The sequence below is a fragment of the Chroococcidiopsis sp. [FACHB-1243] genome (assembly GCF_014696895.1).
GTDB lineage: Bacteria > Cyanobacteriota > Cyanobacteriia > Cyanobacteriales > Chroococcidiopsidaceae > Chroococcidiopsis.
The window spans coordinates 40,166-66,615 of sequence record NZ_JACJQX010000017.1 but is presented as its reverse complement, the minus strand read 5'-3'; the positions used below and the strand labels follow the sequence as shown (position 1 = coordinate 66,615).

20 protein-coding genes and 1 pseudogene are annotated in these 26,450 nt (G+C 44.8%); 6 read left to right on the top strand and 15 right to left on the bottom strand.

The genetic code is table 11. The features are described 5' to 3' along the window. Window positions 1-23: 23 nt before the first annotated feature. The 9 genes and pseudogenes from H6G17_RS14440 to rppA all read right to left on the bottom strand — a co-directional run bounded on the left by H6G17_RS14440 (window position 24) and on the right by rppA (window position 13,929). A complete protein-coding gene (locus H6G17_RS14440; protein WP_192158236.1) occupies window positions 24-3,647 on the bottom strand; it encodes an NB-ARC domain-containing protein in 3,624 nt (1,207 codons plus the stop codon). A 446-nt stretch (window positions 3,648-4,093) separates the two neighbouring features. Beyond that, window positions 4,094-5,065 (bottom strand): D-glycerate dehydrogenase, encoded by a 972-nt coding sequence (locus tag H6G17_RS14435; RefSeq protein ID WP_192158234.1) that lies wholly within the window; start codon window positions 5,063-5,065, stop codon window positions 4,094-4,096. A gap of 49 nt (window positions 5,066-5,114) precedes the next feature. Continuing rightward, a pseudogene (locus H6G17_RS14430) lies at window positions 5,115-7,239 on the bottom strand (AMP-binding protein). An 18-nt stretch (window positions 7,240-7,257) separates the two neighbouring features. Beyond that, window positions 7,258-8,130: a geranylgeranylglycerol-phosphate geranylgeranyltransferase gene (locus H6G17_RS14425; protein WP_192158232.1), complete on the bottom strand. Its 873-nt coding sequence runs from the start codon at window positions 8,128-8,130 to the stop codon at window positions 7,258-7,260. A 74-nt stretch (window positions 8,131-8,204) separates the two neighbouring features. Next, window positions 8,205-9,113: a hypothetical protein gene (locus tag H6G17_RS14420; RefSeq protein WP_192158230.1), complete on the bottom strand. Its 909-nt coding sequence runs from the start codon at window positions 9,111-9,113 to the stop codon at window positions 8,205-8,207. Between the two features lie 99 nt (window positions 9,114-9,212). Next, window positions 9,213-10,373: a homogentisate 1,2-dioxygenase gene (locus H6G17_RS14415; RefSeq protein ID WP_192158228.1), complete on the bottom strand. Its 1,161-nt coding sequence runs from the start codon at window positions 10,371-10,373 to the stop codon at window positions 9,213-9,215. A gap of 4 nt (window positions 10,374-10,377) precedes the next feature. Beyond that, on the bottom strand, window positions 10,378-11,484 hold the full coding sequence (gene hppD, locus H6G17_RS14410; RefSeq protein ID WP_192158226.1) for a 4-hydroxyphenylpyruvate dioxygenase: 1,107 nt from the start codon (window positions 11,482-11,484) through the stop codon (window positions 10,378-10,380). A gap of 383 nt (window positions 11,485-11,867) precedes the next feature. Beyond that, entirely contained in the window at window positions 11,868-13,169 is a 1,302-nt protein-coding gene (locus tag H6G17_RS14405; protein WP_192158224.1) for a HAMP domain-containing sensor histidine kinase, read from the bottom strand. Window positions 13,170-13,230: 61 nt separating this feature from the next. Further along, window positions 13,231-13,929: a two-component system response regulator RppA gene (gene rppA, locus H6G17_RS14400; protein WP_192158222.1), complete on the bottom strand. Its 699-nt coding sequence runs from the start codon at window positions 13,927-13,929 to the stop codon at window positions 13,231-13,233. A 171-nt stretch (window positions 13,930-14,100) separates the two neighbouring features. On the opposite strand from rppA, the gene H6G17_RS14395 reads away from it, so the two are divergent. The 5 genes from H6G17_RS14395 (at window position 14,101) to H6G17_RS14380 (ending at window position 17,278) form a co-directional block, all read left to right on the top strand. Further along, a complete protein-coding gene (locus tag H6G17_RS14395; protein ID WP_192158220.1) occupies window positions 14,101-14,700 on the top strand; it encodes a hypothetical protein in 600 nt (199 codons plus the stop codon). A 140-nt stretch (window positions 14,701-14,840) separates the two neighbouring features. After that, a complete protein-coding gene (locus tag H6G17_RS32600; protein WP_199316721.1) occupies window positions 14,841-14,993 on the top strand; it encodes a hypothetical protein in 153 nt (50 codons plus the stop codon). A gap of 12 nt (window positions 14,994-15,005) precedes the next feature. Beyond that, entirely contained in the window at window positions 15,006-15,716 is a 711-nt protein-coding gene (locus tag H6G17_RS14390) for an MBL fold metallo-hydrolase (RefSeq protein WP_199316720.1), read from the top strand. Between the two features lie 67 nt (window positions 15,717-15,783). Further along, window positions 15,784-16,263, top strand: a complete 480-nt coding sequence (locus H6G17_RS14385; RefSeq protein WP_192158218.1) for a hypothetical protein — start codon at window positions 15,784-15,786, stop codon at window positions 16,261-16,263. Window positions 16,264-16,387: 124 nt separating this feature from the next. Then, window positions 16,388-17,278, top strand: coding sequence for a hypothetical protein (locus H6G17_RS14380; RefSeq protein WP_192158216.1), 891 nt, complete (start codon window positions 16,388-16,390; stop codon window positions 17,276-17,278). A gap of 396 nt (window positions 17,279-17,674) precedes the next feature. Here H6G17_RS14380 and H6G17_RS14375 read toward each other — a convergent pair whose 3' ends face one another. After that, the gene (locus tag H6G17_RS14375; protein ID WP_192158214.1) at window positions 17,675-18,532 is read right to left on the bottom strand and encodes a metallophosphoesterase; all 858 of its coding nucleotides are present in this window, start codon (window positions 18,530-18,532) and stop codon (window positions 17,675-17,677) included. Window positions 18,533-18,571: 39 nt separating this feature from the next. Beyond that, on the bottom strand, window positions 18,572-19,996 hold the full coding sequence (locus H6G17_RS14370) for a mercuric reductase (protein WP_192158212.1): 1,425 nt from the start codon (window positions 19,994-19,996) through the stop codon (window positions 18,572-18,574). A gap of 190 nt (window positions 19,997-20,186) precedes the next feature. Between H6G17_RS14370 and H6G17_RS14365 the strand changes: the two genes are divergently transcribed. After that, window positions 20,187-21,344 (top strand): restriction endonuclease, encoded by a 1,158-nt coding sequence (locus tag H6G17_RS14365; RefSeq protein ID WP_192158210.1) that lies wholly within the window; start codon window positions 20,187-20,189, stop codon window positions 21,342-21,344. Between the two features lie 198 nt (window positions 21,345-21,542). Here the strand turns inward: H6G17_RS14365 and H6G17_RS14360 are convergent, their stop codons facing one another. From H6G17_RS14360 to H6G17_RS14345, 4 genes are all read right to left on the bottom strand, one after another. Further along, window positions 21,543-22,307 (bottom strand): peptidylprolyl isomerase, encoded by a 765-nt coding sequence (locus H6G17_RS14360; RefSeq protein ID WP_347276431.1) that lies wholly within the window; start codon window positions 22,305-22,307, stop codon window positions 21,543-21,545. 112 nt (window positions 22,308-22,419) lie between these two features. Then, complete coding sequence (locus H6G17_RS14355) at window positions 22,420-22,746, bottom strand: hypothetical protein (protein ID WP_192158208.1); 327 nt, start codon at window positions 22,744-22,746, stop codon at window positions 22,420-22,422. A 17-nt stretch (window positions 22,747-22,763) separates the two neighbouring features. Continuing rightward, window positions 22,764-24,926, bottom strand: a complete 2,163-nt coding sequence (locus H6G17_RS14350; RefSeq protein ID WP_192158321.1) for a peptidase domain-containing ABC transporter — start codon at window positions 24,924-24,926, stop codon at window positions 22,764-22,766. 156 nt (window positions 24,927-25,082) lie between these two features. Continuing rightward, window positions 25,083-26,390 (bottom strand): HlyD family efflux transporter periplasmic adaptor subunit, encoded by a 1,308-nt coding sequence (locus H6G17_RS14345; protein WP_192158205.1) that lies wholly within the window; start codon window positions 26,388-26,390, stop codon window positions 25,083-25,085. Window positions 26,391-26,450 lie beyond the last annotated feature (60 nt).

The window sequence follows — 26,450 nt, the reverse complement described above, 5'->3', positions numbered from 1 at the left end:
ATGCTTCACTCACCCCCTAGTGACTATTCTTCTAGATGCTCAACTGCGCCTAAAGCTTTTAAAGAGGCGATCGCTGCTACTGTTAAACCTGTAACGCCAGTAACGTTCATGCCTTCGTAAGGCTTTTTACTCCTAAGAGTTCTGATGCACTCACCAGTCGAAATATCCCACAGCTTAACTGTCTCGTCTTCGCTACTACTAGCCAGAATTTTACCTTGAGGGCAGAATGCAACTGACCGAATCCAGTGAGTGTGTCCCTGAAAAGTTTTGACACACTCACCAGTGCTAACATTCCACAATTTGACAGTTGCGTCAGTGCTACCACTAGCCAACAGATTTGGGCTATCTCGACTGTTTGCCGCAGGTGCTTGCGCAGAGCAGGCAACTGATGTTACCCAACCTGTATGTCCCTCTAAAATTTTGAGACACTGACCAGTGCTAACATCCCATAATCTCACAGTTTTATCTTTACTGCCACTAGCCAAGATTCCCTCTTCGCCCCCCTTTTCAAGGGGGGTTAGGGGGATCGGTAAGAAAATCACTGACAATATCCAACCCGCGTGACCTTGGAGAATCTTGTAGCATTCGCCGCCAGTGTTACAATCCCACAACCATAATTTTTGGTCGTCGCAGCCAGTGGCTAAGATTTTACCTTGAGGACTAAAGGCAACAGACCACACTCCATGAGTGTGTTCCAAAACATTCACGCATTGTCCAGTGCTAAGATTCCAAAGTCGCACTGTGCGATCGTCACTCCCACTAGCTAAAACGTTTCCTTGAGGATTGAAGGTAATTGATTTCACCCGACTAGCATGACCTTCCAAAGTTTGGTAGCATTGCCCATTGTTGCTATGCCAAATTTTTACTGTGCGATCGTCACAACCACTAGCAAAAGTTTGTCCATCGGGACTAAAGGTAACTGTTCTGACCCAACCCGTATGTCCCTGCAAAGCTTTGCGACATTGACCAGTGCTGGTATCCCACAGCTTTACCTTCTGGTTATTGTCGCTAGTCGCTATAGTTTTACCATCGGGACTAAAGACTACCGACCATACACCGTCGTGATATCCTCGTGCAGTTCTCAAGGCTTCTCCAGTACTAACATCCCATAACATAGCTGTTTGACCGTCACAGCCACTGACTAGAGTGTTACCATCGGGACTAAAAGTAGTTGACTGAATTGCTCCAGCATGTCCTGACAAAACTTTGATACACTCACCAGTGACAGCACGCCACAATCTAATCGTGCGATCGCTACTACTGCTAGCAAGAATTTGTCCATCTGGGCTATAGCATACTGACAACACCCAACCCGTATGTCCGTGCAAGGTTTGGCAACATTTTCCAGTACTAACATCCCAAATTTTCACCGTGCAATCGTCGCTGCTACTGGCAAAAGTTTGTCCATCAGGACAGAAAGCAACTGTGCGGATACAACCAGTATGCCCCTGTAAAGTTTGCACAATTCGACCAGTATTGACATCCCAACAGCGAATCGTGCGATCTCTGCCACCACTGACCAAGATATGACCTTGAGGACTAAATGTGACTGAAAACACCCAGTCTGTATGTCCTTGCATTGTCCTCATACATTCACCAGTGCTGGTATCCCACAACTTTACCGTGCGATCGTCGCTACTACTAGCGATCGCATGACCTTGAGGACTAAATGCTACTGAATGTATTCTTTCAGAATGCCCTTGCCAAGTTCTCAGACATTCACCAGTGCTAATATTCCATAATCTTAAGGTTTGGTCAGTACTAACACTACCAATGATTTTGCGATCGGGACAAAAGGCGATCGCTTGTACCCAATCTGTATGTCCTTGCAAGCTCAAAATTTGTTCGCCATCGATAAATTCTCGCCATAAGCAAATCTCGCCTCTAGCGTCACTCACAGCCAAAACTTTACCATCGTCACTAAAGGCGATCGCGGAAATATTACTAAAGGATTTAGTAAATATAGATTTGGAGAGATCGGCGTAGGCAAAATTTACATTGTGTAAGGTGCGTTGGCGCAGATCGGCTTGCCAAATATTCAGATGAGAAAAGTCATAATTAGTTAAATCTGTCTGGAGATAACAAAGTAGATTGAGCAGATTTCCCGCTGTATATCCTGGTTCATGGGGAGATTCTATTCTTAACTTACCTAGAAGTTGAGATAGCCGTTGCTTAATCTGACTTTTGGTTCTAAAAATAGTCAGTAATTCTTCTAGAATTGGCTCGATCAGACAGCTAATTTGAACAGCTTTTATCCGCTCTTGACTCTGGACTTTTAATAAAGCTATCTTGCTAAGAATGACGCTCTTTTGATCGACTATTTCTGCACAAATCAATCCAATCAATTGAGCCGTCACATACTCCATGACTACAGGCTGGAGGGTGAAAAGCGCCGCACTTTTCTCAACTAGCGATCGCCTCCTTAACGACTCCAAAGCCTCTAACAAGTTTGTCAATGTTAACTGAGAGAAAATATCATTTTGCAATTGCAATATCGAGATTGGCTCTCGATTGATGACCAGCCAATATATTAACTCTTTCTCTATATCTGATAACCGTTCAACTTGTTGTTCTAAAAGTTCGCGTAGTTCGCCAAATACTATAGTAGTTTGTTGCAAGAATTCTAATATGCTACCATTAAAAATATCTCCAATAGTCGTAGCAATAATTTTTAATGCTAATGGATTGCCTGCATAGCGCTCGGCTAATGCTTGCCATTCTTCGTCAGAACCGGAGATTCCTTTGAGGCGAAAGATTTTTTCTACTTCTAACTTACTTAAACCACTCAGTTGTAGCGATCGAACAGGTAGTGCTTCTCCTTCTAATAAGGCTAATTCTTTAGGTTTTTCCCTACTAGTAAGCAGCACGCAGCTTTGATGGGGAACTTCTCCCAACCGTTTGAAAAGCTGACCGTAATCTTCACGTCCCTGACAGTAGCGCCCAGTTTGAACGCCACATTGCATAATTGTTTCAGTGTTATCGAGTAATAGTAGACATCTGTATTTTTGTAAATAATCGATCAGTTGCGACAATCTCCGACTATTATTGTCTGGCAAAGCGGTTTCAACCTGCTGCTCGTTGGAGAAAAATTGCAGCAAGCTATCGAGAAGATCTTTGAGTGATGGAGCATTGGACAAAGATCTCCAAAGAAAAAACTCAAATTTATCCTTAACTTGTTCTGCTAACTTAGCCGCTAGAGTAGATTTACCAATGCCTCCCACACCCAACAGCGTTACGACTCGGCAGCGACTTTCGATAATCCATTGCTCTAATGTGGCTAGTTCTGCCGCACGTCCGTAGAATATGGATACGTCAATCACATCACCCCAGTCTTGATGTGTAAATGCGATCGCGCATTCTGGTTGCTTTGCATCTAGGCTAGGCTGTGAATAGTCACTTGTATTCAGCTCTAAGTTAAATGCTGCGAATAAATTAATTAGGGTTCGCTTGTCAACCCCTTCTTCACGAGTTAGTATTTTGGCGAGGGTAGCAGTTGTTAATTGAGTGCGTCCGCTTAATTCTTCGAGTGTAAATTTTTCCCCATACTTTTGATGAAACTCTAACTCTAGTTTTGCGTTCTGAAACTTTTGCCATCCTTCACGAGTTAAAACGATCCCTCGCTTACGCCTTAGCTTGTTTAAGTTCATTAGAACAGCGGGTTTTTAAGAAATGTATCATTCGTCTGCCGATGACATAATATCTGCCGATCGCGGAGGTTTGCAACCGAATTCAAGATGTATCTTCGATCGCATCAGTTTAAATTTTGCAATCCACCTAAAGGTATAAAATTACAGTGAAATTTAATTTTACATGCAACTACTGCAAGCAGTTAAGTAATAAAATTGACTGAGCTAACATGATTTCAACTGACAATCTGCACTCGTAAAAAGGATTTTTGCTATAAAAACTAGGACATTTCAATGAATTGTAGATCGAATTGCATTCAGCACTCACCCCGAGGCGATCGGCAATAAACTTAACTTAAGATACGTGTCTCCTCTCAATCGATCTAATTCAGCTAGTCACGCATAATTTTTTCTCAGACGAGAATACCGATCGCACTGTCCAAATGCTGTCTTTTTTCTGGCGATCGCTATTGATACACTTCAGGATTAACGCAATGCGGCAGACGATCGCCCCTAAGTCCAGCAACAAGATTGGCGATCGCCATGCTTGCCATTTTTTCTCGTGTCGGACGGCTGGCACTAGCAATATGAGGCGTAATTATCAGGTTATCCAACGTCAGCAACAAGCTTTGAGGCGCAATAGGTTCTGGATCGGTGACATCCAAGGCTGCGGCAGCGATTTGTCGCTCCTTCAGTGCTTGATACAAAGCCTCTGAGTCTACAATTTGTCCTCGTGCCGTGTTAATTAAAATTGCCGATCGCTTCATCCGCTGAAATTGCGGCTGGCTAAAAAGATGATAAGTATCTTCAGTCAAGGGAGCGTGAATCGTCACAAAATCTGACTCTTGCAGCAGGCGATCGAATGTCACGCACTCTGCACCGAGAGATTGTTCTATTTCCAAACGCTGCCGCTCTGCATACAAAATTCGCATGTCAAACCCTTTAGCACGGCGAGCTACTGCTTGACCGATCCGCCCCAAACCGACGATACCTAGAGTGGCTCCAGCAATATTCGCTCCTAGCAACAAGTCCGGTTCCCAAGTCTGCCACTGACCCGCACGCACGAACCGATCTGCCTCCACAACTCGCCGTGCTGCTGCCATCAACAACGTCCAAGCAAAGTCTGCGGTCGCATCTGTCAAAACATCAGGCGTGTGACCTACGGGAAGATGTCTGGCAGTCGCAGTTGGGATGTCAATGTTATCGTAGCCAACTGCCATTTGGCTAATGACCTTGAGTGACGTTCCTGCCTCTATTAAGTGTCGATCGATCCGGTCGGTAAGCAGACACAGCAAACCATCGATCGCGCCGATCTTTTCTAGTAACACGTCGTCAGGAGGTGGTTGGCGCTCCGACCAAACTTCGACATCAGCAATTTGGTCAAGTCGATCTAAGGCGATCGGCAGGCGACGAGTCACAAAAACTTTGAATTTAGCCATATAGCAATCTCAGTCATTCATAAGATTAGCGCGTTATGGCTCTCATTCGTTATTTGTTAAATACGTTTGTGCTAGAAGCCCGATCGCGCAAGGCACGACGCATCACTTTATTTGAGGCAGTGCGAGGTAAAGCATCAACGATCGCCAGATCGTAAATCTTGAACAGGGGATTGAGCTGCGAAGCGATCGCCTTTTGTAACTGGGTTTTGAGCGTTGCTTTGTCCTGCTGTCGATCTGGTGCAACCACCGCAAAAATTACCAACTGGCTAGGACCCCCTTCTGGAGGAGAGACAGCGATCGCGGCAGTTTGATAAATTCCCGCTACAGAATTGAGGACTTGCTCGATTTCAGTCGCGCTGACCTTAATACCTCCCAAATTCATCGTGTCGTCAACGCGACCGCAAGCGCGATAGTACCCATTGGGTAGGCATTCGATCCAATCTCCATGACGGCGCAGGGGAGTAGAAAGTAGGGGCGTGATTTCTTGGGAGGATATTTGTTGATTCACCAATTGGTCTGGTAAACCCGCCCTGACAGCAGACGGAAGAGAGGGAGTATCGGCGAAATAGACCTGGTGATGGTCTTTGTTGAGTAATGTGGTAGAAAGTCCGATGGAAGGGGGGATAATAAACAACTCGCCTTTGTTAGTAGGGCGATCGCCTGCGAAAATAATAAAATCTAATCCTAGTGCAGGAGTTGTGAAAGTTGCAGGAGCCGCAGGCTGTACCAGCGTCCCAGTGATGTAAGCTCCACCAATCTCAGTCCCACCACAGTATTCGATTATCGGCTTGTATCCCGATAAAGACATCAAAAACAGCATGTCCTGTGGATTGGAACATTCGCCCGTCGAGCTGAATGCTTTAATCGCACTCCAATCAAGCCCTTGCATACAAGCAGTTGTTTTCCAAATGCTGACTAGACTGGGTACTACCCCCAACATATTCACCCGTGCCGCTTGAATAAATTGACCGAATCCTCTCTCGGTGGGTGCGTCGTAGTAGAGAGCAATAGTTGCCCGATTAATTAAACTGGCATAAATCAGCCAAGGTCCCATCATCCAACCTAGATTGGTTGACCAGGCTACGACATCTCCAGGGTGAATATCTTGGTGCAAATGTCCGTCAACTGCACATTTGAGGGGTGTTGTTTGAGTCCAAGGAATAGCTTTGGGTTCTCCCGTAGTGCCAGAGGAAAATAAGATATTAGTATAAGCTTCCGGTGCGGTGGCTACGGCATCGAATCGTTCGTTTGAGCTGAGAAATTCCTGCCAAGCTAAATCGCTAGAACGCAGTGTTCCAGACACGGAAGTATCGAGCGACAGCACGACTGCTTTAGGGGCATCGGCATCAACAATTTTGTTATAAAGAGGTAACTGTTTGCTACCACGCTGAATATAGTCTTGGGTAAAAATTGCCTTTGCCTGAGTTATACGCAATCTGATGGCGATCTCGTTAGCAGCAAAACTATCGGCGATAGAAACCACCACGCAGCCAGCTTTGATAATTCCCAGGTAAATCGCTACAGATTCCGCCGTCATGGGCATGGCGATCGCGATCGCCATGCCCATGACGGAAGCCCCAGTCCACAAGCCCATTAGCAACTCGGTTGGTCAAGGCGTGCAGTTCTCCATAAGTCATGGTGGAAAGCAAACCGCCGTCCTGTTGAAAGACAATTGCGGCAGAATCTTCAGGCGCTTGAAAACAGCTCTCAACAATGTTGAAACGAGCATTCACCAGCCATTGAGGAAATTCTACCCCTCGCGAAAGATCGACAATTTGAGCGTACTTCTGCCGGAAACGAATACCCAATCGTTGGATCGTCATCTCCCAGAACCGATCGCGATTCTGCACCGACCAGGCATGAAATTCTCGATAGGAGGCAATTTGCAACTGATGCATTAAAGCAGCGATATTGGTAGACTCAATTTCTTCTTGAGAGGGAAACCAAGCAGGAGCAGGTTTCTGGGATGCGTCCCAGTCGGAGAAGGTAGTTTCGTAAAGGAGTTCGTGCAATGCAAAGGGGCAATCGGGCTTGAGGATGTGACGAGTTAGCTGCTGCCAGCACTCCACAGCAGGTAAGGCAGCCAGCCACCGCTCGACTTGCGGGAGAATTGCGATCGCTGTCTCTCGATCGACTCCACAGTTTACTATTTGTGCCAACGATAATTGCTTCACCGTTCATCTCCTGCCTTCTCAGGCAGTACCTAACAGGGCGATGACTCCAAATGCCGTACCTAAACGCTCCCAGAAGTTAAATCTTTGGTAAGCGCTCTCGCTACGTTGCTGTTGGTAGTGCGCCAGCGCCATTCCCAGACTCAATAAGGCGATCGCCGAGAACGTGGCAAATAACAGGGGACGTGCCATCGACAAGAAGCGAAGCGCCACGGGTATAGAACCCATCAACGCCCCCAGCAAGCTCCAAGCGATCGCGAAAGCCACTCGATCTCCCCACCGATTTGCAACTGTCACAATCCCTTGAATGCGATCGCCCTCCGCATCATGCACGTCCCAGACAATTTCTTTAGCCAAGGCATAGCAGAATAAAAACCCCATTGGATAGAGCATCGCTAATGGTCGGCAGGCAACCAAACTGCCCAGAAAAATCAAAGCCGCAATAGTTGCAGCTACAATTAGATTGCCAAAAATACCATTATATGCTATTAAATGTGAGTAATTCCAAAGCAAAGTAGTACTGACAGCGACTAAAACGAAGGGAAAGAAACCCAAAGGGATAGCAGCGATCGCGGCACAGCCGAACAGAATTACCGCAGGCCACCAAGCTTGTTGCAGCGAAAGCCGACCGGAAGGCAAAGGGCGATCGGGGTGATTGATGCGGTCTTTAGCTAAATCCCAGTAGTCATTGATGCCGCAAGCAGCAGAGGTCATGCAAATTAAAACAATTGCCGTCAGCAGGTATTGTGGTAGTGCAACTGTGCCATCGAGAGCATAAATTGTGGCACAGCCTGCCCCAGCTGCAAGAATGCCAGCTGGCAGCCGAAAAAGCTGAACAAAGGCTCGGATCGAGCTTATCGTGCCAATATAGGGAAAGGAAGATATGCTAGCCATAATTAATCAGTTCTAATTCGTAAGCCGTAAGTTGGAAATTGTTGAATCTCCTCTGCCCCTCTACTCCCTGCTCCCTACTCCCTACTCCCTATATTCAGTCCGTCCCAAAAGACAGCGATCGCATCGAGAATTTCTCGACCACCTTGGATAAATTTGGTGCGATCGAAGTCTGGTTTGAAATAAACTTCCTCCAGTTCCTCCAGCGTGTGTCCGGCGTGTTGTGCCTCGACGCGGTTGTGCCAGGTGAAAAATGCGAGGCGCAAGTGCGGATACCGCGTTTGCTTGATGCGCGTCAAGCCATCTTCTAGTTCTTGCCAAAAGCCAGCCGCCGCCCAGTTTTCGACTGCAAAGCTAGCACCCTCAGCAATCTGCGGATCGGCGCTACCGTAGAGGCGGATTAATTCATCGCAGAAGTGCAAAGTTGTAGGACTACCATGCTTGCGCTTACCAATGTCGGCATAACACAGACCCAGCCCCTCAGCAACACCAACTAGCCACTCAAAATGAGCTGCTGGAAAACGACAAATTCCACCGTCTACTGTACCCTCCGTGCTGACCAGTTCGGGTTCTCCTTCGTGGTCTTTTTCTGCACTCTGGGTAACGCGGCTACTACCTGTCTGTCCTAGCTTGCGATAGATTACGCCTAGCTCGTTGAGCAAAATTTCTCGGCTAGCACGCGATTGTTGCAACGTCGGTGAGTTAATGACTTTTTGTAAAGCAGCAATCAGAAATTGATTAGAAAAGACTGAAAACTGTTGAATAAAGTAGACTAGCTCCTCGTCGGTAGCCCTACCCTCGCGAAACCAACGGGTATAGGGGTTATTAGTAATGATGCGGTGCTGCATGAATTCGCGATCGACTTCGACCAGAAAATCTCTAAACTCGTCTACTCGATCCTGAGTCAGTTCGCCTTGGCGCAAGCGTTCCTCAATCCGCGCAGAAATAGTTAATCTACTTGAAGATGTTGTCAAAAGAGAAGTCATAATTTATTACTCCTAACAGTAATGGAGCTTTTGAGTAGAGGGGACAAGGGGGACAAGGGGGACAAGGGGGACAAGGAAGCAGTTACGAATGATCGATGACTAATGACTGACCCAACTATACGAATAGTCTTTGTCCTCAAATTTAAGAGCGTGCCGTGTCAACTTCAGCGGACGAAAGGTATCGATCATCACAGCGAGTTCGTCAGTCCGTTCTTTCCCAATTGACCCCTCGTACATGCCTGGGTGAGGACCGTGGGGAATACCTCTGGGATGAATGGTAATCGATGCCCGTTCAATTCCTTTACGCGACATAAATTTTCCATCGACGTAGTAAATTACCTCATCTGAATCGACGTTGGAATGGTTGTATGGAGCCGGAATTGCTAAAGGGTGATAATCAAACAGACGCGGTACGAAGGAACACAAAACAAATCCGGGAGCTTCAAATGTTTGATGCACTGGAGGCGGTTGGTGAACCCGACCTGTAATTGGCTCAAAATCTTCGATGTTGAAGGCAAAGGGCCAAAGATACCCATCCCATCCCACAACATCTAAGGGATGATGGTGATAGAGGTAGCTAGTAATCTGGTTTCCAGCTTTGACTCGAACCTCAAATTCTCCTTCCTCGTCGTGGACGATTAGTTGGTTTGGCGGACGAATATCGCGCTCGCAGTAGGGGGAGTGTTCGAGAAATTGACCGTAGCGATTGAGATAACGTGCTGGTGGATCGATGTGTCCGTAAGCTTCTACAACCAACATGCGCTGCTCGACTGCTGCATCAGGGAGGATACGCCAAAGAACTCCTGTGGGAATCACCAAGTAATCGCCAGGTCGGTAGAAGAGATTGCCAAACTGAGTTTCTAGTATGCCGCTCCCGTCATGGATGAAAATGACTTCATCGCCGCAGGCGAACCGATACCAATAGTGCATAGGTCGTGTCGGGCAAGCGACTGATATGCAAATCTCTGAATTTGCCATCAAGGGGATGCGCGATTCCACAGCATCGCCTTTCGCTGTCATATTTGCCGTGCGTAGGTGGCGGTGATGCAAGGGGCTTTGGTCTTCGTAGGGAATTTCTACGTTGCCCTCGATCCAAATTTTCTGAATTTGCGTGGGTGGATGCAAGTGGTAGAGCAAAGATTGCACGCCTGAGAAGCCACGAAGCCCGATCGATTCTTCGTGATACAGAGAGCCATCTAGTTGACGAAATTGAGTGTGTCGTTTGTGAGGAATGTTCCCCAAATAGTGGTAATAAGTCATGGTTTCACACCGTGGCGATCGCCAAATTACCTCTCAAGGTTTGCTCGCGTTCGATCGCGACAAACAAGGATTTGAAATTCCCCTCACCGAAGCCTTGCGCTCCATGTCGCTCAATAACCTCAAAGAACAGCGTCGGTCGGTCTTGTACTGGCTGGGTAAAAATTTGGCATAAATACCCATCTTCTTCTCGATCTACTAAGATGCCTAACTCGGCTAGCCGCTCGATTGGCTCGTCGATTTTTCCGACTCGCTCCTCTAAGTTTTCGTAATACGCTTTTGGTGTCGAGAGAAACTCAACTCCTGCTGCCCGCATCTGAGTGACTGTCTCGACGATGCTGTCGGTCGCGCAGGCAACGTGTTGAATTCCGGCTCCGTGGTAATATTCCAAGTACTCTTCAATTTGAGATTTACCCTTGCCTAAAGCTGGTTCGTTAATGGGTAATTTAATCGTACCCGTGCTGTCCTGCATTACTTTGGACATTAAGGCTGAGTACTCAGTAGAAATAGCGCGATCGTCAAAATGTATTAATAGGTTAAAGCCCATCGTCTCAGCAAAAAACCGCGTCCACCTCTCCATTGCTCCTAGTTCTACATTTGCAACTACGTGGTCGATGGTTTTCAATCCCACTCCTTTGCGGTTGGCATGTAGATTCCGAGGTTCAAAACCAGGAGCAAAAACACCTGCGTAATTGCTGCGATCGACGAACTCGATTAAGGTATCGCCATAAGCATGAATCGCACTGTAGCGTAACACTCCATAATTATCTTGTGCTTCCGTCGGGGCGATCGCTCCCACCGCACCTCGTCGAGTTGTTTCCTGATAGGCGCTAACAACATCAGGGACTTCTAAAGCAATAATGGCAATTCCGTCGCCGTGTTTGAGTACGCTTTTGGAGATGGGATGTTCTGGATGCAGTCCCGTACTCAAAACAAAGCGAATATCCCCTTGCTCTAGTACGTATGAGGCAGTGGCGCGGCTATTAGTCTCTAGTCCTCTATAGGCAGCGATCGTGAATCCAAAACACTTGGAATAAAATAGTGCTGCCTGCCTTGCGTTCCCAACATAGAACTCAAGGTGGTCAAATCGCTTAATCGGGCAAAAATCGCTCATTTGGATTTCTCCTTTGAAGAAGCTTGTCCAATTGCCCAACCTGCGACTGAATCTCATCAGACAATTGGAGCGATTGAAACGCAGACACTTCTAACTCTCTATTTGCGTTACCGAGGCAGCACAATCTGACACGAACGCTACCCCACACTACCTTTGTTGCTGAGGAGCTGAAGTTGTCTTTTAATTTGATATTCGAGTTGTTGTTAACCAAAAGACTCTAATAAGATTATAAAACTTATTTTTTAGCTCCATGTAGCATGAATTGTGAACTAGTAAACTTGGTTTGGTTTATGTATTTTATTTATCTATCTTTAGGTGTAATTCTTTAAGCGTAACCGAGCAGTTCATCCCAAGAGATAGAGTGACAATTAGGCGATAGTGTTCTAAGCCAGCGGGAGTTGAATTTGAAAAGTGGAACCCTGCCCAGAAACGCTTTTGACGCTAATTTCACCGCCGTGAGCGCGAACGATCTGAGAGGCGATCGCTAACCCCAATCCAAAACCGCCTGTTTTACGCGCTCGCTTAGAATCGACACGATAAAAGCGATCGAAAATCCGAGGTAAATCCGATTGGGGAATGCCAATGCCGCTATCCTCAACTTGAATTACAGCTTGATGAAAACGGGTAAAAAGTCGTAATTGCACGCTCCTGCCAGCTGGCGTGTACTTAAAAGCGTTACTCAACAAATTTACAACTGCTTGTTGCAGTAAGTCTGAGTCGATTTTCACCTTGACTGTATGTTGAGGTAATTTGATGGCAAAATTTACATTTTGGGTTGTGGTTTGGGTTGCGATCTGAGAAGTATAATTATCTGCTAATTCTTTTAGCCAGCTTGTCAAGTCAACCTCTACCAAAGACTGAGTCGTTAATTGCCCTTCATGCCTTGCGAGAAATAGCAACTGACCGATCAAAGCCTCCATCGACTTCGCCACTTTGACAATCTTCTCAAATCGCAGCCGCTGTTGCGAAGGATCGCTCGATTTGGAAATCACTCCAACTTGAGCATTGCTCATCACTGCTGCTAGTGGCGCTCGTAATTCGTGGGAAGCATCAGACGTAAAGCGTTGGAGTTGGTCGTAGCTGTCTCGAATCGGTTGCATTGCTAACCCTGCCAGCAGCCAACCAGCTAAGCCGACAATTCCTATAGTCACTGGTACTATCAGCAATAAAACTAATCGTAATTGGGCTAGCTCTTGCTGTGTAGGTGCGAGTGGAATGGCGACTTGCAGATAACCAATTAACAACTCGCTTTGGTAAACAGGCAAAGTCACTTGGCGCAGCCAGACAGGAGTAGGTGCTGTCTGGGTGTCGTTGTTAACAGTTTCTAACGTGGAAAATCCAGGCGATACAGTTAGCTCAGATGAGGGTGTCGTACCGAAAAACTGTACGAGTTGCCTTTGAGAGTTGTACCACCGCGCATAGACAACATCCGTCCCAATGGGTGGGGTATTAGTCCCTACCAGCGGTACATTTTTTAAATTTACTTGCTTTGTCAGTCGGTTATACTCGGCGTTCACCGCCATGACGCTAGTTTTTTTGTAAAGTAGGCGATCGAGATCCTCCAACTCATCTAAGATCGTCAGGTAGTAGATTACCCCTGCAAACACGACTAAAATACCACCCATCGTCACGGTAAACCACAGAGCAATATTAGTACGACTGCGAGCAAACCTGCGGTTAAACATGAACAGTGGTAGTTGGTAATTGGTAGTTGGTGAGCGGTTAACGATCCGAAACAGTTTTAACTTACGACTTACGACTTACGACTTGCTCAACGGTAGGTTTAAAGCGATAACCCATACCATATATAGTTTCAATCCAGTCGGCGGCATTGACTAATTGCAGGCGTTGACGCAGCCGTCGTATCAGTGCAGTCACGGCGTTGCTTTCAGGCTCAGAACCCCATTCCCATAATGCTTGTTCGATTTGGTCGCGGCACAGAACGTGGTTAGGATGACGCAGAAAATACTCTAGTAAATGAAATTCCCTTGGAGCCAATTCTATAGCAATTCCATCTCGTTCCAAAACTAGGGTGTCAAGATGAAGTTGTAAATCTGCCAGCCGCAGAATATCTCCCTGCCACATGGGCGATCGCCTCCCCAATGCCCGCACTCGTGCCAAAAGTTCTAAAATATCTATCGGTTTAACCAAATAATCATCCGCACCTGCATCTAAACCCATAATTTTATCTGGAGTCGTATCTTTAGCCGTCAACATCAGTACGGGGGACGTTTTGCCCGTTTGTCGATACTGACGACAGAGCGATACCCCACTGACTTCTGGCAGCATCCAGTCCAAAATCAATAAGTCATAATCTTTTTGAGATAGCAGCCATTGTGCCATTGCCCCATCATCAACACCATCGACAATGTGTCCGGCTTCAGTCAAGGCAGTTTGCAGTGGTTCTAACTGTTCGCTGTCGTCTTCCACCAATAAAATTCTCATAATCCCAGCCTGCGATCGCGTGTTCTGAAGTTAACTATTTTCTGATTATCTTTAAACTAGGAAATATCAACCGATCGGCATATCCCCCACCAGTGAGATTCTCCGATCGAGCCTTTGGGAAAAATCCGCTCCAAAATCGCTCCTTTGAAGTGCAAGCTCCAATCCCTATCTATGTTCCTTTGGTTGCTAAAATTGTCTGCTTTACCGCTGAAGTTTCTGCTACCTTTACCATTACTCTTAACTGCTTTTGGACTGTTTGGCGAGCAACTCACAAATCGAGTGTTAAGTCTTTCCTTCGTGGGACTAGATAAGCTACAAGCTGAAAATTCCCATCTCCAAGTACAGTTACCAGTAAAAGCAATAGTGGTTAAAGCTGAAATCGAGAGAGAGTTAGAGTTTACTGAAGTTGAGATTGAGATTACCAAATCGCCAGTGAAAAAGTTACGATTTGAGTTTCCCAATGTAGATGCGATCGCTTTACAAACTATACTTGCTCGCGAATTAAACCTTGCTTCTGGAGGCAGAGAATTACAATCCGGTATGCAAGTTCAGGGGCAGTTTAAATTTAATGTCCAAGGAATATTAGCCCAGATCGATAAACAACAGGGAACGACTAAGGTGGAAATCGTCACGATTGATTCGGCAATTAAAAATTTAGAATTGGAGTTTCCAGTTACAGATATCGAGCGATTAAAAGATGCTATGGTTCAGGAACTAGGGCTATCTCGTCAAGAAATTAGAATGTTGGTCAGCTATCGAGTCATTAACTAGTGAAAAGGCAATATAGTAGTAGCTTTTTTCAATTACTGATAACTTTGTAAAGACGTTACATGTAACGTCTTTACACTACTCACTACTTACTCTCTACTGATAACTGATAGCCTCTACTAAAGCTATGGAAGTAAAAATTCTTGGGACTGCCGCAGTGGAACTGTAACTGTCCTAATTGCCAAGCAGTCCGCGCCTCTAGTGCAGGTGTATGCTGGCTCAATCAGTCCTCAATTGCAGTACGGGCAAATAACCAACCTTGGTTTTTAGTCAATGCTTCCCCAGACGTGCGTTAGCAACTTGAGTTATTGCGGGACGGCAAACCAGTTTCCATCCGCTCTAGTCCGATCGCTGGGATTCTGCTCACAGATGCAGAAATTGACCACACCACAGGGTTGATCTTGTTGCGGGAATCTTCCGAACCACTGCGTGTTTACGGCACTGATACAGTTCGTATAGCTCTGACGGAAGGGTTTCCATTACTATCGACTTTAGCAGGCTATTGCGGCGTAAAATGGTCGTTACTCGAACCTGGCATACCGATAAACCTGGGACTGGATGCAGCAAATCAACTAGAAGTAGAGGCGTTTTCCCTGGCTGCCAAACCACCAAAATACATGCGTCACAAGGCTGTAGCAGATGAAGTGTGGGTTGTAGGTTTTACGTTTCGCGCCAGTGGCAAAGTGATGACATATGCCCCAGGTTTAGCTCAGTTAGATGACACCGTATTAGAACGGTTTGAATCTAGCGATTGCATTCTGATTGATGGGACGTGTTGGCAAGATGACGAGTTGGTAAATTTGGGCATTGCCAATCGCAAAGCACGGGAGATGGGACACCTACCTCTTTCAGGAGCGGAAGGTAGCATTCAGCATCTCGCGCAACTACGCCACCCGCGCAAAATTTTGGTTCATATCAACAATACCAATCCAAAATCTCTACTTCTAGATTGCCGTGTAACATCAATGTCATCGCGATTAATTGTAATTCTATCGTCATATTTATACGGGTTGTCTTGACACATTCTTGTCATATTTATACCTCAGAATAGAAACATCTAAAGAGTTCGGAAGTTGAACTAATCCAATGTTAAAGTTGTTGCATTTGAGTGCTGCGATCGCTGCTATTCTTGGCGCTCAGATTAGTAGCAGCAGTTTGCCTATTGCCGCTCAAACCGTTACTAGAGAAGTTGAGCCAAGTCACCGCGAATTTTTGACGGCACAAATATACCGATCGAACCCCAGGAACGAAGAAGGAATAGATCCTAACCTGATGCTAGCTTTAGCAGGCTTAGCAGGTGGCGCTGCGGCGATCGCCTTAGCCGCTAGAAATAACGGACACTTCAAATCTCCAGTAAAATCGCGTCCTGTTGCTGTAGGAGGTTCCGTTCGCGTCGAGCAAGGTAGCCGTCATCTTCAGAAAAGATTAATGAGTTTGCTGCATGACGAAAGAGAAACAGCCAACCGCCTTCTATCTCAAGCTCAAAAGAAAAACCCGCACCAGTCAGTTGATTGGTATATGGAAAAGGTAATCTACGATCTCAAACGCGATCGCGGCGGCTATTAAAGGGGATTTAAGGGCGCACAGTTGTGCGCTTTTACACAACACCATAGTTCTTAGGATAGACTTGCGATTTGTGAGAAATTGAAACAATAGGGAGGGTAACTCTCTTTTAAAAGACATTAACACTATGAGCTTTAGTTTTTTTGACCTATTCTGGGTTTTTCTCTTCTTTTCTTCGCTGCAACCAGTATGGCAGCGTCGTCAGATGGAATTTCGTCGCGTCAAAACTATCCAAGAATTTGAACGGGGTCGCAGCAGCCGAACTATCCTGCTGATTCACCGTCAAGAGTCAATTAGCTTGTTGGGAATTCCCCTTTCTCGTTACATTACGATTGAAGACTCAGAACAGGTACTTAGAGCAATTCGCCTCACTCCACCTAATGTCCCCATCGATTTAATTCTGCATACTCCTGGGGGTTTAGTCTTAGCAACAGAGCAAATTGCTAGAGCCTTAATTCGCCATCCAGCAAAGGTAACAGTGTTTGTACCCCACTATGCCATGAGTGGTGGCACGATGCTAGCACTGGCATCTGATGAAATTGTGATGGATGCTAACGCTGTGTTGGGACCAGTGGATCCGCAGTTAGGCAACTTCCCCGCTGCAAGTATTCTCAAAGTGGTGGAAGATAAACCGATTAGCGAGGTGGAGGATCAAACCCTAATTATGGCGGACTTGTCGCGTAAAGCGATCGCTCAGGTTCAGCGCTTTGTCCGCACGTTGTTAAAAGACGATATTCCCAAACAGAAAATCTCGCCGGAAAATGTTGAAAAGATTGTCGAGACGCTAACGACGGGACAAGTCACTCACGACTACCCTATCACCGTAGAAGAAGCAACAGAACTGGGATTGCCAATTACAGTAGGATTGCCAAGATCGATCTACGACCTGATGGAATTGTATCCTCAACCGCAAGGAGGTCGTCCCAGCGTCCAGTATATCCCGATGCCATATGGCGATCGCCGTCCGAGATTACCCGAACCCAAGGGTAGACCGTTACCAGATCCGATGGAACCATAATTCTTGTAGAGACGTTACGTGTAACGTCTCTACAGAAGCTGAAAATAAAAAGCAGGGTTTTTCTTCCCCTGCTGCTAACTTATGGTTGTGAGATTTTAGTTACGCAGCTTTCCTGAAATCCTCGTCATCTATATCGTGAATTCTCCTAACTTGAGAATCATATTTTTTAGGAGATCGTTCTGACATTTTAATATTCTGTTGATGGAGTTGATGAAGCATATAGATTTTATCAACTAGCTTGGATTTATCGATTCTATGGCTACCTCTCATAAGTTCCTCCTGTTGTCTTTGTTTGCATGAAATCAAAATATAGACAAAGAAAGTGACTTATTCGAAACAACAAAGTGACAATTTAGAGACAAATAACAGGTAAAAAGAAGCTGTTTGTCAGTCAACCTAGCAAAGGCGATCGCCGAGATTAGATTGAGATGCCAAAGTAATCACCGTCACCTCTGGCGGACACAAAAATCGACCGGGGGCATAAGTTCCTAAGCCGCGATTGACGTACATTTGGTTCTCACCAACTTGGTGAAAACCCTGCGCCCATTCCCAGTGACGCACGACTTTAGCGCACTCAGCTTGCATAAATGGCATCCAACGCCGCATATTTTTAGGTAGACTGCGGCGCAAATCTTGATACCAGGTAATCGCGGGACCAATACCAGGTAAGGCAAACTGACCCCCATGAGTATGACCGGATAATTGTAAATCGACGCGCCATTTTTTCAACGGTACGGCTGTGTCTGGATTGTGAGATAAGACAATTCGAGGGATTTGCGGGTCTAGCTGTTTCATTACCGATTTAGCATCAAACTCCCGCGACCAATAATCAGCTAGTCCAACTAAAGGTAATTTTTTCCCAAATGGGTAAGCAATTTCATTCCACAACACACAAATGCCCACACTTGTCAAGGCTTTAGTTACTTCGGCTTTGGAATAGGGGTAATGGATATCGTGATTGCCCAGGCTAGCATAAACTCCATAGCGACTTTGCAGGTGCTTGAGTCGCAAGACTAACTGATGGATGGGGCTGGGATCGTCGGTAACGTAATCGCCAGTTAAAACGATCAAATCGGGATCGGCTTCGTTCGTAGCCGCGATCGCCTGCTTTAACATCTCTTCTGAGAGCTTAACACCGTCGTAATGCAGATCGGACAGTTGCACTATCTTCGTCCCTACCAAAGATGCAGGTAAGTCGGCGATCGCTACCGTCAGTTCCTCTACACTCAAAGATCCAGTCAATAGCCAGTGCATACAAGCTTGGGTTCACTCCTCAAACAGCGCGATTATAGCTTAGCCGAAGCGACGGATGACGCGAAATATACTGGATAACATCTGCTGCAATCTGTGGTTTTGTTCGTAATTTTGGCGAGTTTGAGCAAAAGCTGCCTTACTATTCACTTCTGATAAGGTGGGATAGATGTGAATTCCACTCAGAGCAGATAGCTTCAGATTATGCGACATTGCCAATATAATCTCGTGGATAAGTTCGCCCGCCGCTGCACCAACTAAATGAGCGCCGAGTATTTGCCCGCTACGTTTGGTAATAATCTTAGCAAATCCGGCTGTCGTTCCGTCAGCTTGAGCGCGATCCACATCTGCATATTCTTGTTTGACAACTCGAACATCGTTCCCATACTTTTCCCTAGCTTCTTGTTCCGTTAATCCCACCCTTGCTAATTCTGGCTCGGTAAACGTTGCCCAAGGAATGACGCGATTGCTTACTTTAAATATTGGTAAAAACAAAGCATTTTTGAGAACGATATTTGCTTGATAACTAGCAACGTGGGTGAATTGATAACCGCCCAAAACATCGCCACAAGCGTAGATCCGGGGATTGGAAGTTTGCAGTTTAGAATTGACTTCAATTCCCTTTTTACCTACTTTTACGCCTGCTGCCTCTAAGTTCAAAGATTCTACGTTTGGCGCTCGTCCGGCTGCAACTAAAATTTGGTCAACGATAATCTTTTCTTTTCCCGTCCAAATATATTTTTTACCATCTACAACTTCGATTTTTTCTGCTTTGGTATTCAGGAGAAAATTAATCCCTTCAGATTGAAATTGTTGGTGGATAACTTCAACTGCTTCTGGATCTTCCTTAGGAAGGAGGCGATCGCGACTAGCAATGATGGTAACTTTCGATCCTAAACGAGAAAATGCTTGTCCTAACTCACAACCGATTGGTCCTCCGCCAATAATGGCTAGCATATCTGGGCGATCGGTAATTTCAAACACTTCTTCGTTAGTAATAAATCCCGCTTCCTTCAGTCCTGGTATTGGTAGCGTGGCGGGACGAGAACCTGTAGCGATGACAAAACTTCTGGCTTTGAGGCGGCGGTTATTAACTTCAAACGTTTTCTTATCAACGAACTTACCATCACCAAAAATGACTTCTACACCCAAACCCTCAAACCTTTCTGGCGAATCGTGGGGTTCGATGGTAGTAATTGTATTTTGGACGTGCGCGATCGCTTTAGCAAAATCAATTTGCGGATCGTTACAGTAGATCCCAAATCTTCCCGCATGTTTCACCTCATAAGCCACGCGAGAAGCACGAATCAAAGACTTACTGGGGACGCAACCATACCAAAGACAATCACCACCCAGGCGATGCTTTTCAACTAGCGCTACCTTCGCCTTAAGTGCAGCGGCGACACCAGCCACCACCAAACCACCCGAACCGCCACCAATAACCACAAGATCGTATTCCACTGCCATGATAAGTACCTTTAGAGGATGCGATCGCCTTCTTCTACTTATAGCGTTTTGTTGTCCATCTGAATTAAGTCTTGGGTGTTACTCGATTTTCTCTTTTGGGTAAATTAACTGTAGGAAAAACTATTTTGCCTAAAAATTACTTATCAAAGTAAACCCTCATTTCTAACCGAAAACCTAAAGGTTGCTATTTATGCCGTCATCTGTTGAGTCATACTTTACGAACTATACAAACTATAGAGACTTCGAGGAACACGTAGAGCGACTTTTTCATAGAGAAGGTTGGACAGTCACAACCCCTAAACCCAATCAACCTGGTTACGATTTGGTTGTAAGAAAAGATGGTATAGTCGCTGCTGTACAGGTTAAATGGTTAAGAGCTAATGTTACAGCTCCTATGCTGCAAAGATTTGCTGCTTTTCTAGAGTCTGAAGATGGTAAAGAATTCAATCGTGGTTATTTCATAACTACAAAAGGATTCGGAGGTCCAGCACTTGCCCAAATCAGAGCCTGGAATCAGGAAACTAAGATGTATTGTGGGATTGCCTTGGAACATAAAATTGAGCTAATAGATGGTTCTATTACATCTTCATCAACAAGAAAAACAAAAGATAAAATTTATTTTGGTGTTTTTACTTGTAAAGGTGGAGTAGGAAAAACCACAGTTTCAGCACATTTAGCTGGGGCATTTGCACTACAAGGATTTAATATTGCTCTAGTAGATTTAGACCCAGAACAAAACTTACAGAAATTGGTAGGCGATGGTGTTTTTGTTCCTAACCCTAAAGGTCTTGGTACAACTATTACAGTTTTTGATGGGCAAGACTGGCATGAAGATGCTGCGCGTGATTGTCAAATAGTAATTTGTGATTGTTCCCCTGCACTTGAACGTAATCCTGAAGAACTCGTTCAGAAATTTGATTATTGCATCATACCTACAACATTAAATCCTTTGGGAATTAATAAACATGGGAAAGTAATTGAGGGAACTGTAAAAGAAATACGTACAATTAATAAGAAAGCAAATCTGTTTGTACTAGTTAACAATTTTAAACAACCAAGTGTAAATCAATTGAAGATTCTCAAAAGAGCCTTCTTTAATGCTTATAAAGAAATTAGTAAAACAGATGAAAAGTTCCATTGTATAGATCCAGAGGAAATTTGTATTCGTGCCAGCGATCAGCTTTATTATTGGGGTATACACCTTTTAGAAAATCCAGATGGCTCTCCTAGCGAACTAGCCTTTAAGCTAATTGGAGGTAAATGCCATCCCCGTGAAGACTTTATTAATTTATCAGACTATATAGAAAACAAAGCAGCTCTTGGCAGCTTACGAAATACTAATAGCTAAATCACATCAACAGCTACTTATTGCCTTTTTCTTCGCGTCTTTGCGTCTTTGCGCGAACAAATTTCAGAGTAAGGGCGAATAGAATTCACAGCTACACAAACAAAGTCTGACGAGCGCAGACTAAAAACTATATTTAAGTTTTTTAACCTGCGGAGGTAGGTTTTGTCTGTGTAGATGCGGTTTTAACCGCCCCTTATCTCATTTACCTTGCAGCATCGAACTTAACTCCAACGCCAACCACCGCTGAAATAGCCGTTCCAAAATTTCTTGGAATCTTTCCGAAGTTAACTGAGCTGAAAAGAATTCTTCTACTAATAGTAAACAATAACCTGTATCAGTTTGCAGAGGACCGATCGCCTGTCCTACAGCACCACTAAAGACGATCGCTGCTATATCTGGTTGTAACTGAGACCGATAGATTCTTCCCTCATAACCGCATTGAAGTCGCCGTTTTTCGCTAATATCGTAGAAGTGTGCAGCTTCATAAAAGCTAATTTGCCCCTCTTGCAATCGATATAAAATTTCTAATGCTTCAGCTGCACTAGACACGACAATTCGATAAAGTAAGACTCGTTCAAATTCACTTGGATGTTGGTTAAAGAATCGTTCTACTTCTATAGCAAAGAGACGTTGATTTAATTTTTCAGCCAACAGGCGATCGCGAATACTAGCTTCCCAAGTTTCTCGATCGAGCAGCCGATCTGTCAACCAAGTTAACAAATCGGCATCTATTTCTAAATCGCGATCGCGACGCTGGCGTTCCAACTCAGCTTGAATTTCCTCAGCTTCAACTGTTAAGCCTCTTTCCCGCGCCACACGTTCGATGATTCGGCGATATAAAATCTGCTGACAGACTTCCTTTAATTGCAAATTCTTTTGCAAATAACTAACGATCTCAGCAAATTCTATAGATAAACCAAAAAAATCAACGGAGTGGGGTGCGGGATTCATAAATACAACCACTTGTCATCGTAATATTGAGTAAGTTAAGTGGTGACTATTAAGGCTTTTTAAGTAAGATAAAAGCTGCGTCTTAATACAAAACATCTCATTATAATTTTACAGTTCGAGCTAACTAGCTGTCCCAAAACAATTGAAATAAATTAAATATATTTCGCATTCTAGAGCTACTAGAACGAGATCTACGTCTACCAGATCCACCAAAAAGCGGCATGGTAAACGCTAAAGTAATTTGCGATAATTTGTAACTCGTACGGCGAGAAATAGAACTGCCATCCGTAAACTTATCTTGAGCATCAGCGAAAGTGTCTATATCTGTTTTTTGAAAAAAGAAAGAACTAAAAAAATCTTCCCAGCCAAATCCACCCACTACAGCTTCTTGTTCCCGATCGGATAACTCATCTAACAGCCGATCGCTCTTATCTTCATTAGGTTCAGACATATTAATATCTACTCCACTTAAGGTAAGAAAAATCTTAAATTTTCGTCAGGTTTGTTACGTAAAACTGATAAAAAACCTTGAATTTGTAACTTTCCTCGATCGAGTAGCACCACCCAATCAGCGCGATCGATCGCACTCGGACGATGGGTGATAATAATTGTAGTTTTGCCCTTACGGTAGTTTAACAATCGCTCCAGAACTTGAAATTCACTCACCGGATCGAGACCAGATGTCGCTTCATCTAAAATGAGAATAGGTGGATTGCTGACAATAGCGCGGGCGATCGCTAGTCTTTGTCGCTGTCCGCCAGATAAATTTGCGCCAAATTCTCCTAAAACTGTTTGATATTTATTAGGTAGTTGACTGATAAAACTATCGGCATCTGCAATTTGACAAGCTTTAACAATTTGCTCGAACGGAAGGTGAGGATTTCCTAAACGGAAGTTTTCTAAAATTGAACGACTCCAAAAATGAGGTTCTTGAGGAATCAAAACAACTTGCTGACGCAGACAATCGATCGCGATATCTGACAGATTATACGTCCCAATCCGAATGTTTCCTGATTGGGGTTCATATAAACCTGCAATTAATTTGGCTAAAGTACTTTTACCACATCCAGATTGACCGATCAAAGCAATAACTTGTCCGCCGGGAATTGTGACTGAAAAATCTTCTAGTAGATCGACTCTGCCAGCATGATGAAAGTAGAGATTCGTACACTCAATATCTGCATCTGATAAAATTTCAGCAAAGGGCTTATGAATGTCTCCAACCGCTTCTGGAGTTGCATCAATTACTTCTAAAAGACGATTAACTGCTGTTTGAGAACGAAAATATTCGTCTGTTAAACCAACTAGAGAATTAATTAAACCAACAACATTAATTTGCATCGTGTTAAACGCTAGCATTTGCCCGATACTGAGTTCCTTATTAATTACCAAAATGCTACCGAATCCCAGTAAAGCAATACCACCAAGGCTGCTCAACGTTTGAGTGAAAACACCGTTAATAATGCCAATTTTAATCGTACTAAAAGTCAAATGTGCCAACCGACCAAAACGACTTTGAAACTCATCCCAAAATTGGGGTGTAGCCGCTGTAGTCTTCATCACCATCGCACCTTTAAAAGTTTCTACCAAAACACCCTGATTCTCTGCCGATAAAACGAGTAGACTGCGCGTTTTCTGCCGTAGAACTGGTAAAAACGGTAACGTTGATAAAATCATAATTGTGGCGATCGCCATCACCGCCAAAGTCAGTTTCCAGCTATAAAACAGCATGAAGCCAAACGAAACTAAAGCAACAAAAAACTGGCTGGGTAGATAGGCAACAATTTGCGAGACCAACTGATTGATTTCAGTAATATCTCGCAAGCGACTGACAATTTCTCCACTACGGCGAGTTTCAAAATAATCTAAAGGTAGATGTAAAAGTTTGCGTCCAAATTCTAAGACTAATCCTAACTGCAACTTTTGACTAAAATGAGCAATCATTGTAGTTTGTAATAGTTGCATCGTACTGCTAAACAGAGTTGTCACGACCACAGCAGCTATAACAACACTTAGTAGTTGAACATCTCCCCGTACTAGAACATCATCTGTGAGAATTTGAATTAAAAATGGGCTAGCTAAGGCAAGTAAACCTAAGACAAGATTAATGCCCAAAGCCTCAATCAGTATGGCTCGATAAGGTAATATCCGTTGAAAAAAACGGATAAATCCGCCTAAAGAATCTTCTTCATCCCAATTATAAAAGCAGCTAGGATCGGGAGTTAGCAAAAGCATGATGCCATTCCATGCTTTCATTAATTCTCGCCTGCTTAAGTAGCGAATACCCGCAGCTGGATCGGCAATGACGTAATTCCTACCCTGTCGCCCATACAATACTACCCAGTGGTTGCCCTGCCAATGCACGATCGCTGGTAGAGGAACATCATTAATCTGGTCTACCACCTCTCGCGAAGCTTTAACTGGTCGAGTATTGAAACCCAAGGACTCCGAACCACGCCTTAAGCCCAACATCGTCGTTCCCAACTGTCCAGTACTGACAGCTTCCCGCGAACGATTAATACTTAAAACCCGTCCGTGATGTCTGCAAATCGTAGCTAGACAAGCTGCCCCGCAATCTTCCTCGCTTGCCTGTAAGACACATGGATATTTTTTGTTAAACAGGCTAACCATAATAGGTAATTGGTAATAGGTAATGGGTAGTTGGTAATTGGGAAGCCGTAAGTCGTAGGGGCGGGTTTTTTGAAGATCCCTATGAAAAAACAAACAGTACTACAGTTAAACCCGCCCGTACACAAGTCAGAAGTATTTCACGCACCACGCACCAATTTACAAATCTGTCAGTAGTCTTGCTTTTCTCAGAATGAATTGCAGTACGGTTTCGGAGCGAGAAATAATATCGGCTGCACCTTCCATCCCAGGTTGCAACCGACAGACGCGATCGCCTGTACTGACAAATTCACGATCCGGCTGAATCGTCACTTCATAGCTAGACGGGGCGATCGACCGCTCTAACCCCGCGCTAGCTGCGGGTAAAGCGTCTGGAGCAACAGCTTGAACTACACCTCTGAGAGTGCCGTAGTCGGGATAAGGACAAGCAGAAACGCGCATTTGAACTTGTTGACCGGGTTTGACTTTGCTAATATCTGGTTCTGCGACACGAGCTTTCACCACTAAGGAAGCGTCACGGGGAGCAATTTGGGCGATCGCATCCCCCATGCCTACCACCTGTCCTGGGTTACGCAGTTCTAGCTTGAGAATTGTGCCATCTGTAGGGGCAAGAATAAACGCCTTCCTCAGTTCCAAGCCAATTTGTTGTAGTTCTTTTGTATCCTGCTCTTGTTGATTTTGCAGGGCAATTTTGTTAACGATCAGGTTTTCGCGCTCTCTGTTTAATGCAGCTACAGTTGCAAGTCCTCTGGCTTTGGCTTGAGCGATCTGCTCGTTAGCTATAATCACCGTGGCATTACTAGGATTGAGGCTGGCTTCAGCTTGCTTGAGTTTGGCTTTAGCTGCTTTGAAAGCTTGTTCTTTTTCCTTAACTTGCAATTGGGCGATCGCACCTGTATTTGCTAGTTGTAGATATCTCTGCTTCTCTTCCTGTGCCAATCCCAGAGCGGCTTGAGCTGCTTGTACTTCTGCAATTGTGGCAATTTCCTTAGTTTGATATTCTCTACGTTGCAACATCAGTTCCGCTGCTGTCGCAGCTACAGAACGCTGCATTAAGTTTGTCTCAGCAGCTATTTGACGATCTAAGGAATTGAGTTGAGCTGTAATTTGTACTAATTGTAAGTGGCTCTGCTGAATGTTGGTTTGCAATTGTTGTTTCTTAGTTTGAAGTTGTGAATTGTCGATCTCAGCAATTGGCTCACCTTTTTTTACAGCTTGATTTTCTTGCACGTTAATGCTTGTAATCGTTCCCTCTGTTGCTGCCTGAACAACCCGCAGTTCTCCGCTCGGACGGATATTTGCAGGTGCTTTGACTGTGACGTTGTAGCTGAGCGTGGCAGCTAGAGACACTCCTACACTAAAAATAGCGATCGCCATCCCGCCGCCGAGCGTTGTCAAAGAACCGATTGGGGGGATAAACTCATCAGTTTCAACTGCACCAAAATTGGGATCGATTTCGCTTACCATGGCTACAAACTCTTAGTTCGGCACTTAAATTCCATACCTAGAAAAACTAGGTTATTCAGG

Coding starts and splice junctions, on each gene's coding strand:
- H6G17_RS14375 (WP_192158214.1), bottom strand. CDS start 18,532: ATGCACTGGCTATTGACTGGATCTTTGAGTGTAGAGGAACTGACGGTA.
- H6G17_RS14395 (WP_192158220.1), top strand. CDS start 14,101: ATGTTCCTTTGGTTGCTAAAATTGTCTGCTTTACCGCTGAAGTTTCTG.
- H6G17_RS14405 (WP_192158224.1), bottom strand. CDS start 13,169: ATGTTTAACCGCAGGTTTGCTCGCAGTCGTACTAATATTGCTCTGTGG.
- H6G17_RS14380 (WP_192158216.1), top strand. CDS start 16,388: ATGAGCTTTAGTTTTTTTGACCTATTCTGGGTTTTTCTCTTCTTTTCT.
- hppD (WP_192158226.1), bottom strand. CDS start 11,484: ATGAGCGATTTTTGCCCGATTAAGCGATTTGACCACCTTGAGTTCTAT.
- rppA (WP_192158222.1), bottom strand. CDS start 13,929: ATGAGAATTTTATTGGTGGAAGACGACAGCGAACAGTTAGAACCACTG.
- H6G17_RS14355 (WP_192158208.1), bottom strand. CDS start 22,746: ATGTCTGAACCTAATGAAGATAAGAGCGATCGGCTGTTAGATGAGTTA.
- H6G17_RS14425 (WP_192158232.1), bottom strand. CDS start 8,130: ATGGCTAGCATATCTTCCTTTCCCTATATTGGCACGATAAGCTCGATC.
- H6G17_RS14440 (WP_192158236.1), bottom strand. CDS start 3,647: ATGAACTTAAACAAGCTAAGGCGTAAGCGAGGGATCGTTTTAACTCGT.
- H6G17_RS14420 (WP_192158230.1), bottom strand. CDS start 9,113: ATGACTTCTCTTTTGACAACATCTTCAAGTAGATTAACTATTTCTGCG.
- H6G17_RS14350 (WP_192158321.1), bottom strand. CDS start 24,926: ATGGTTAGCCTGTTTAACAAAAAATATCCATGTGTCTTACAGGCAAGC.
- H6G17_RS14385 (WP_192158218.1), top strand. CDS start 15,784: ATGTTAAAGTTGTTGCATTTGAGTGCTGCGATCGCTGCTATTCTTGGC.
- H6G17_RS14365 (WP_192158210.1), top strand. CDS start 20,187: ATGCCGTCATCTGTTGAGTCATACTTTACGAACTATACAAACTATAGA.
- H6G17_RS14415 (WP_192158228.1), bottom strand. CDS start 10,373: ATGACTTATTACCACTATTTGGGGAACATTCCTCACAAACGACACACT.
- H6G17_RS14370 (WP_192158212.1), bottom strand. CDS start 19,996: ATGGCAGTGGAATACGATCTTGTGGTTATTGGTGGCGGTTCGGGTGGT.
- H6G17_RS14345 (WP_192158205.1), bottom strand. CDS start 26,390: ATGGTAAGCGAAATCGATCCCAATTTTGGTGCAGTTGAAACTGATGAG.
- H6G17_RS14435 (WP_192158234.1), bottom strand. CDS start 5,065: ATGGCTAAATTCAAAGTTTTTGTGACTCGTCGCCTGCCGATCGCCTTA.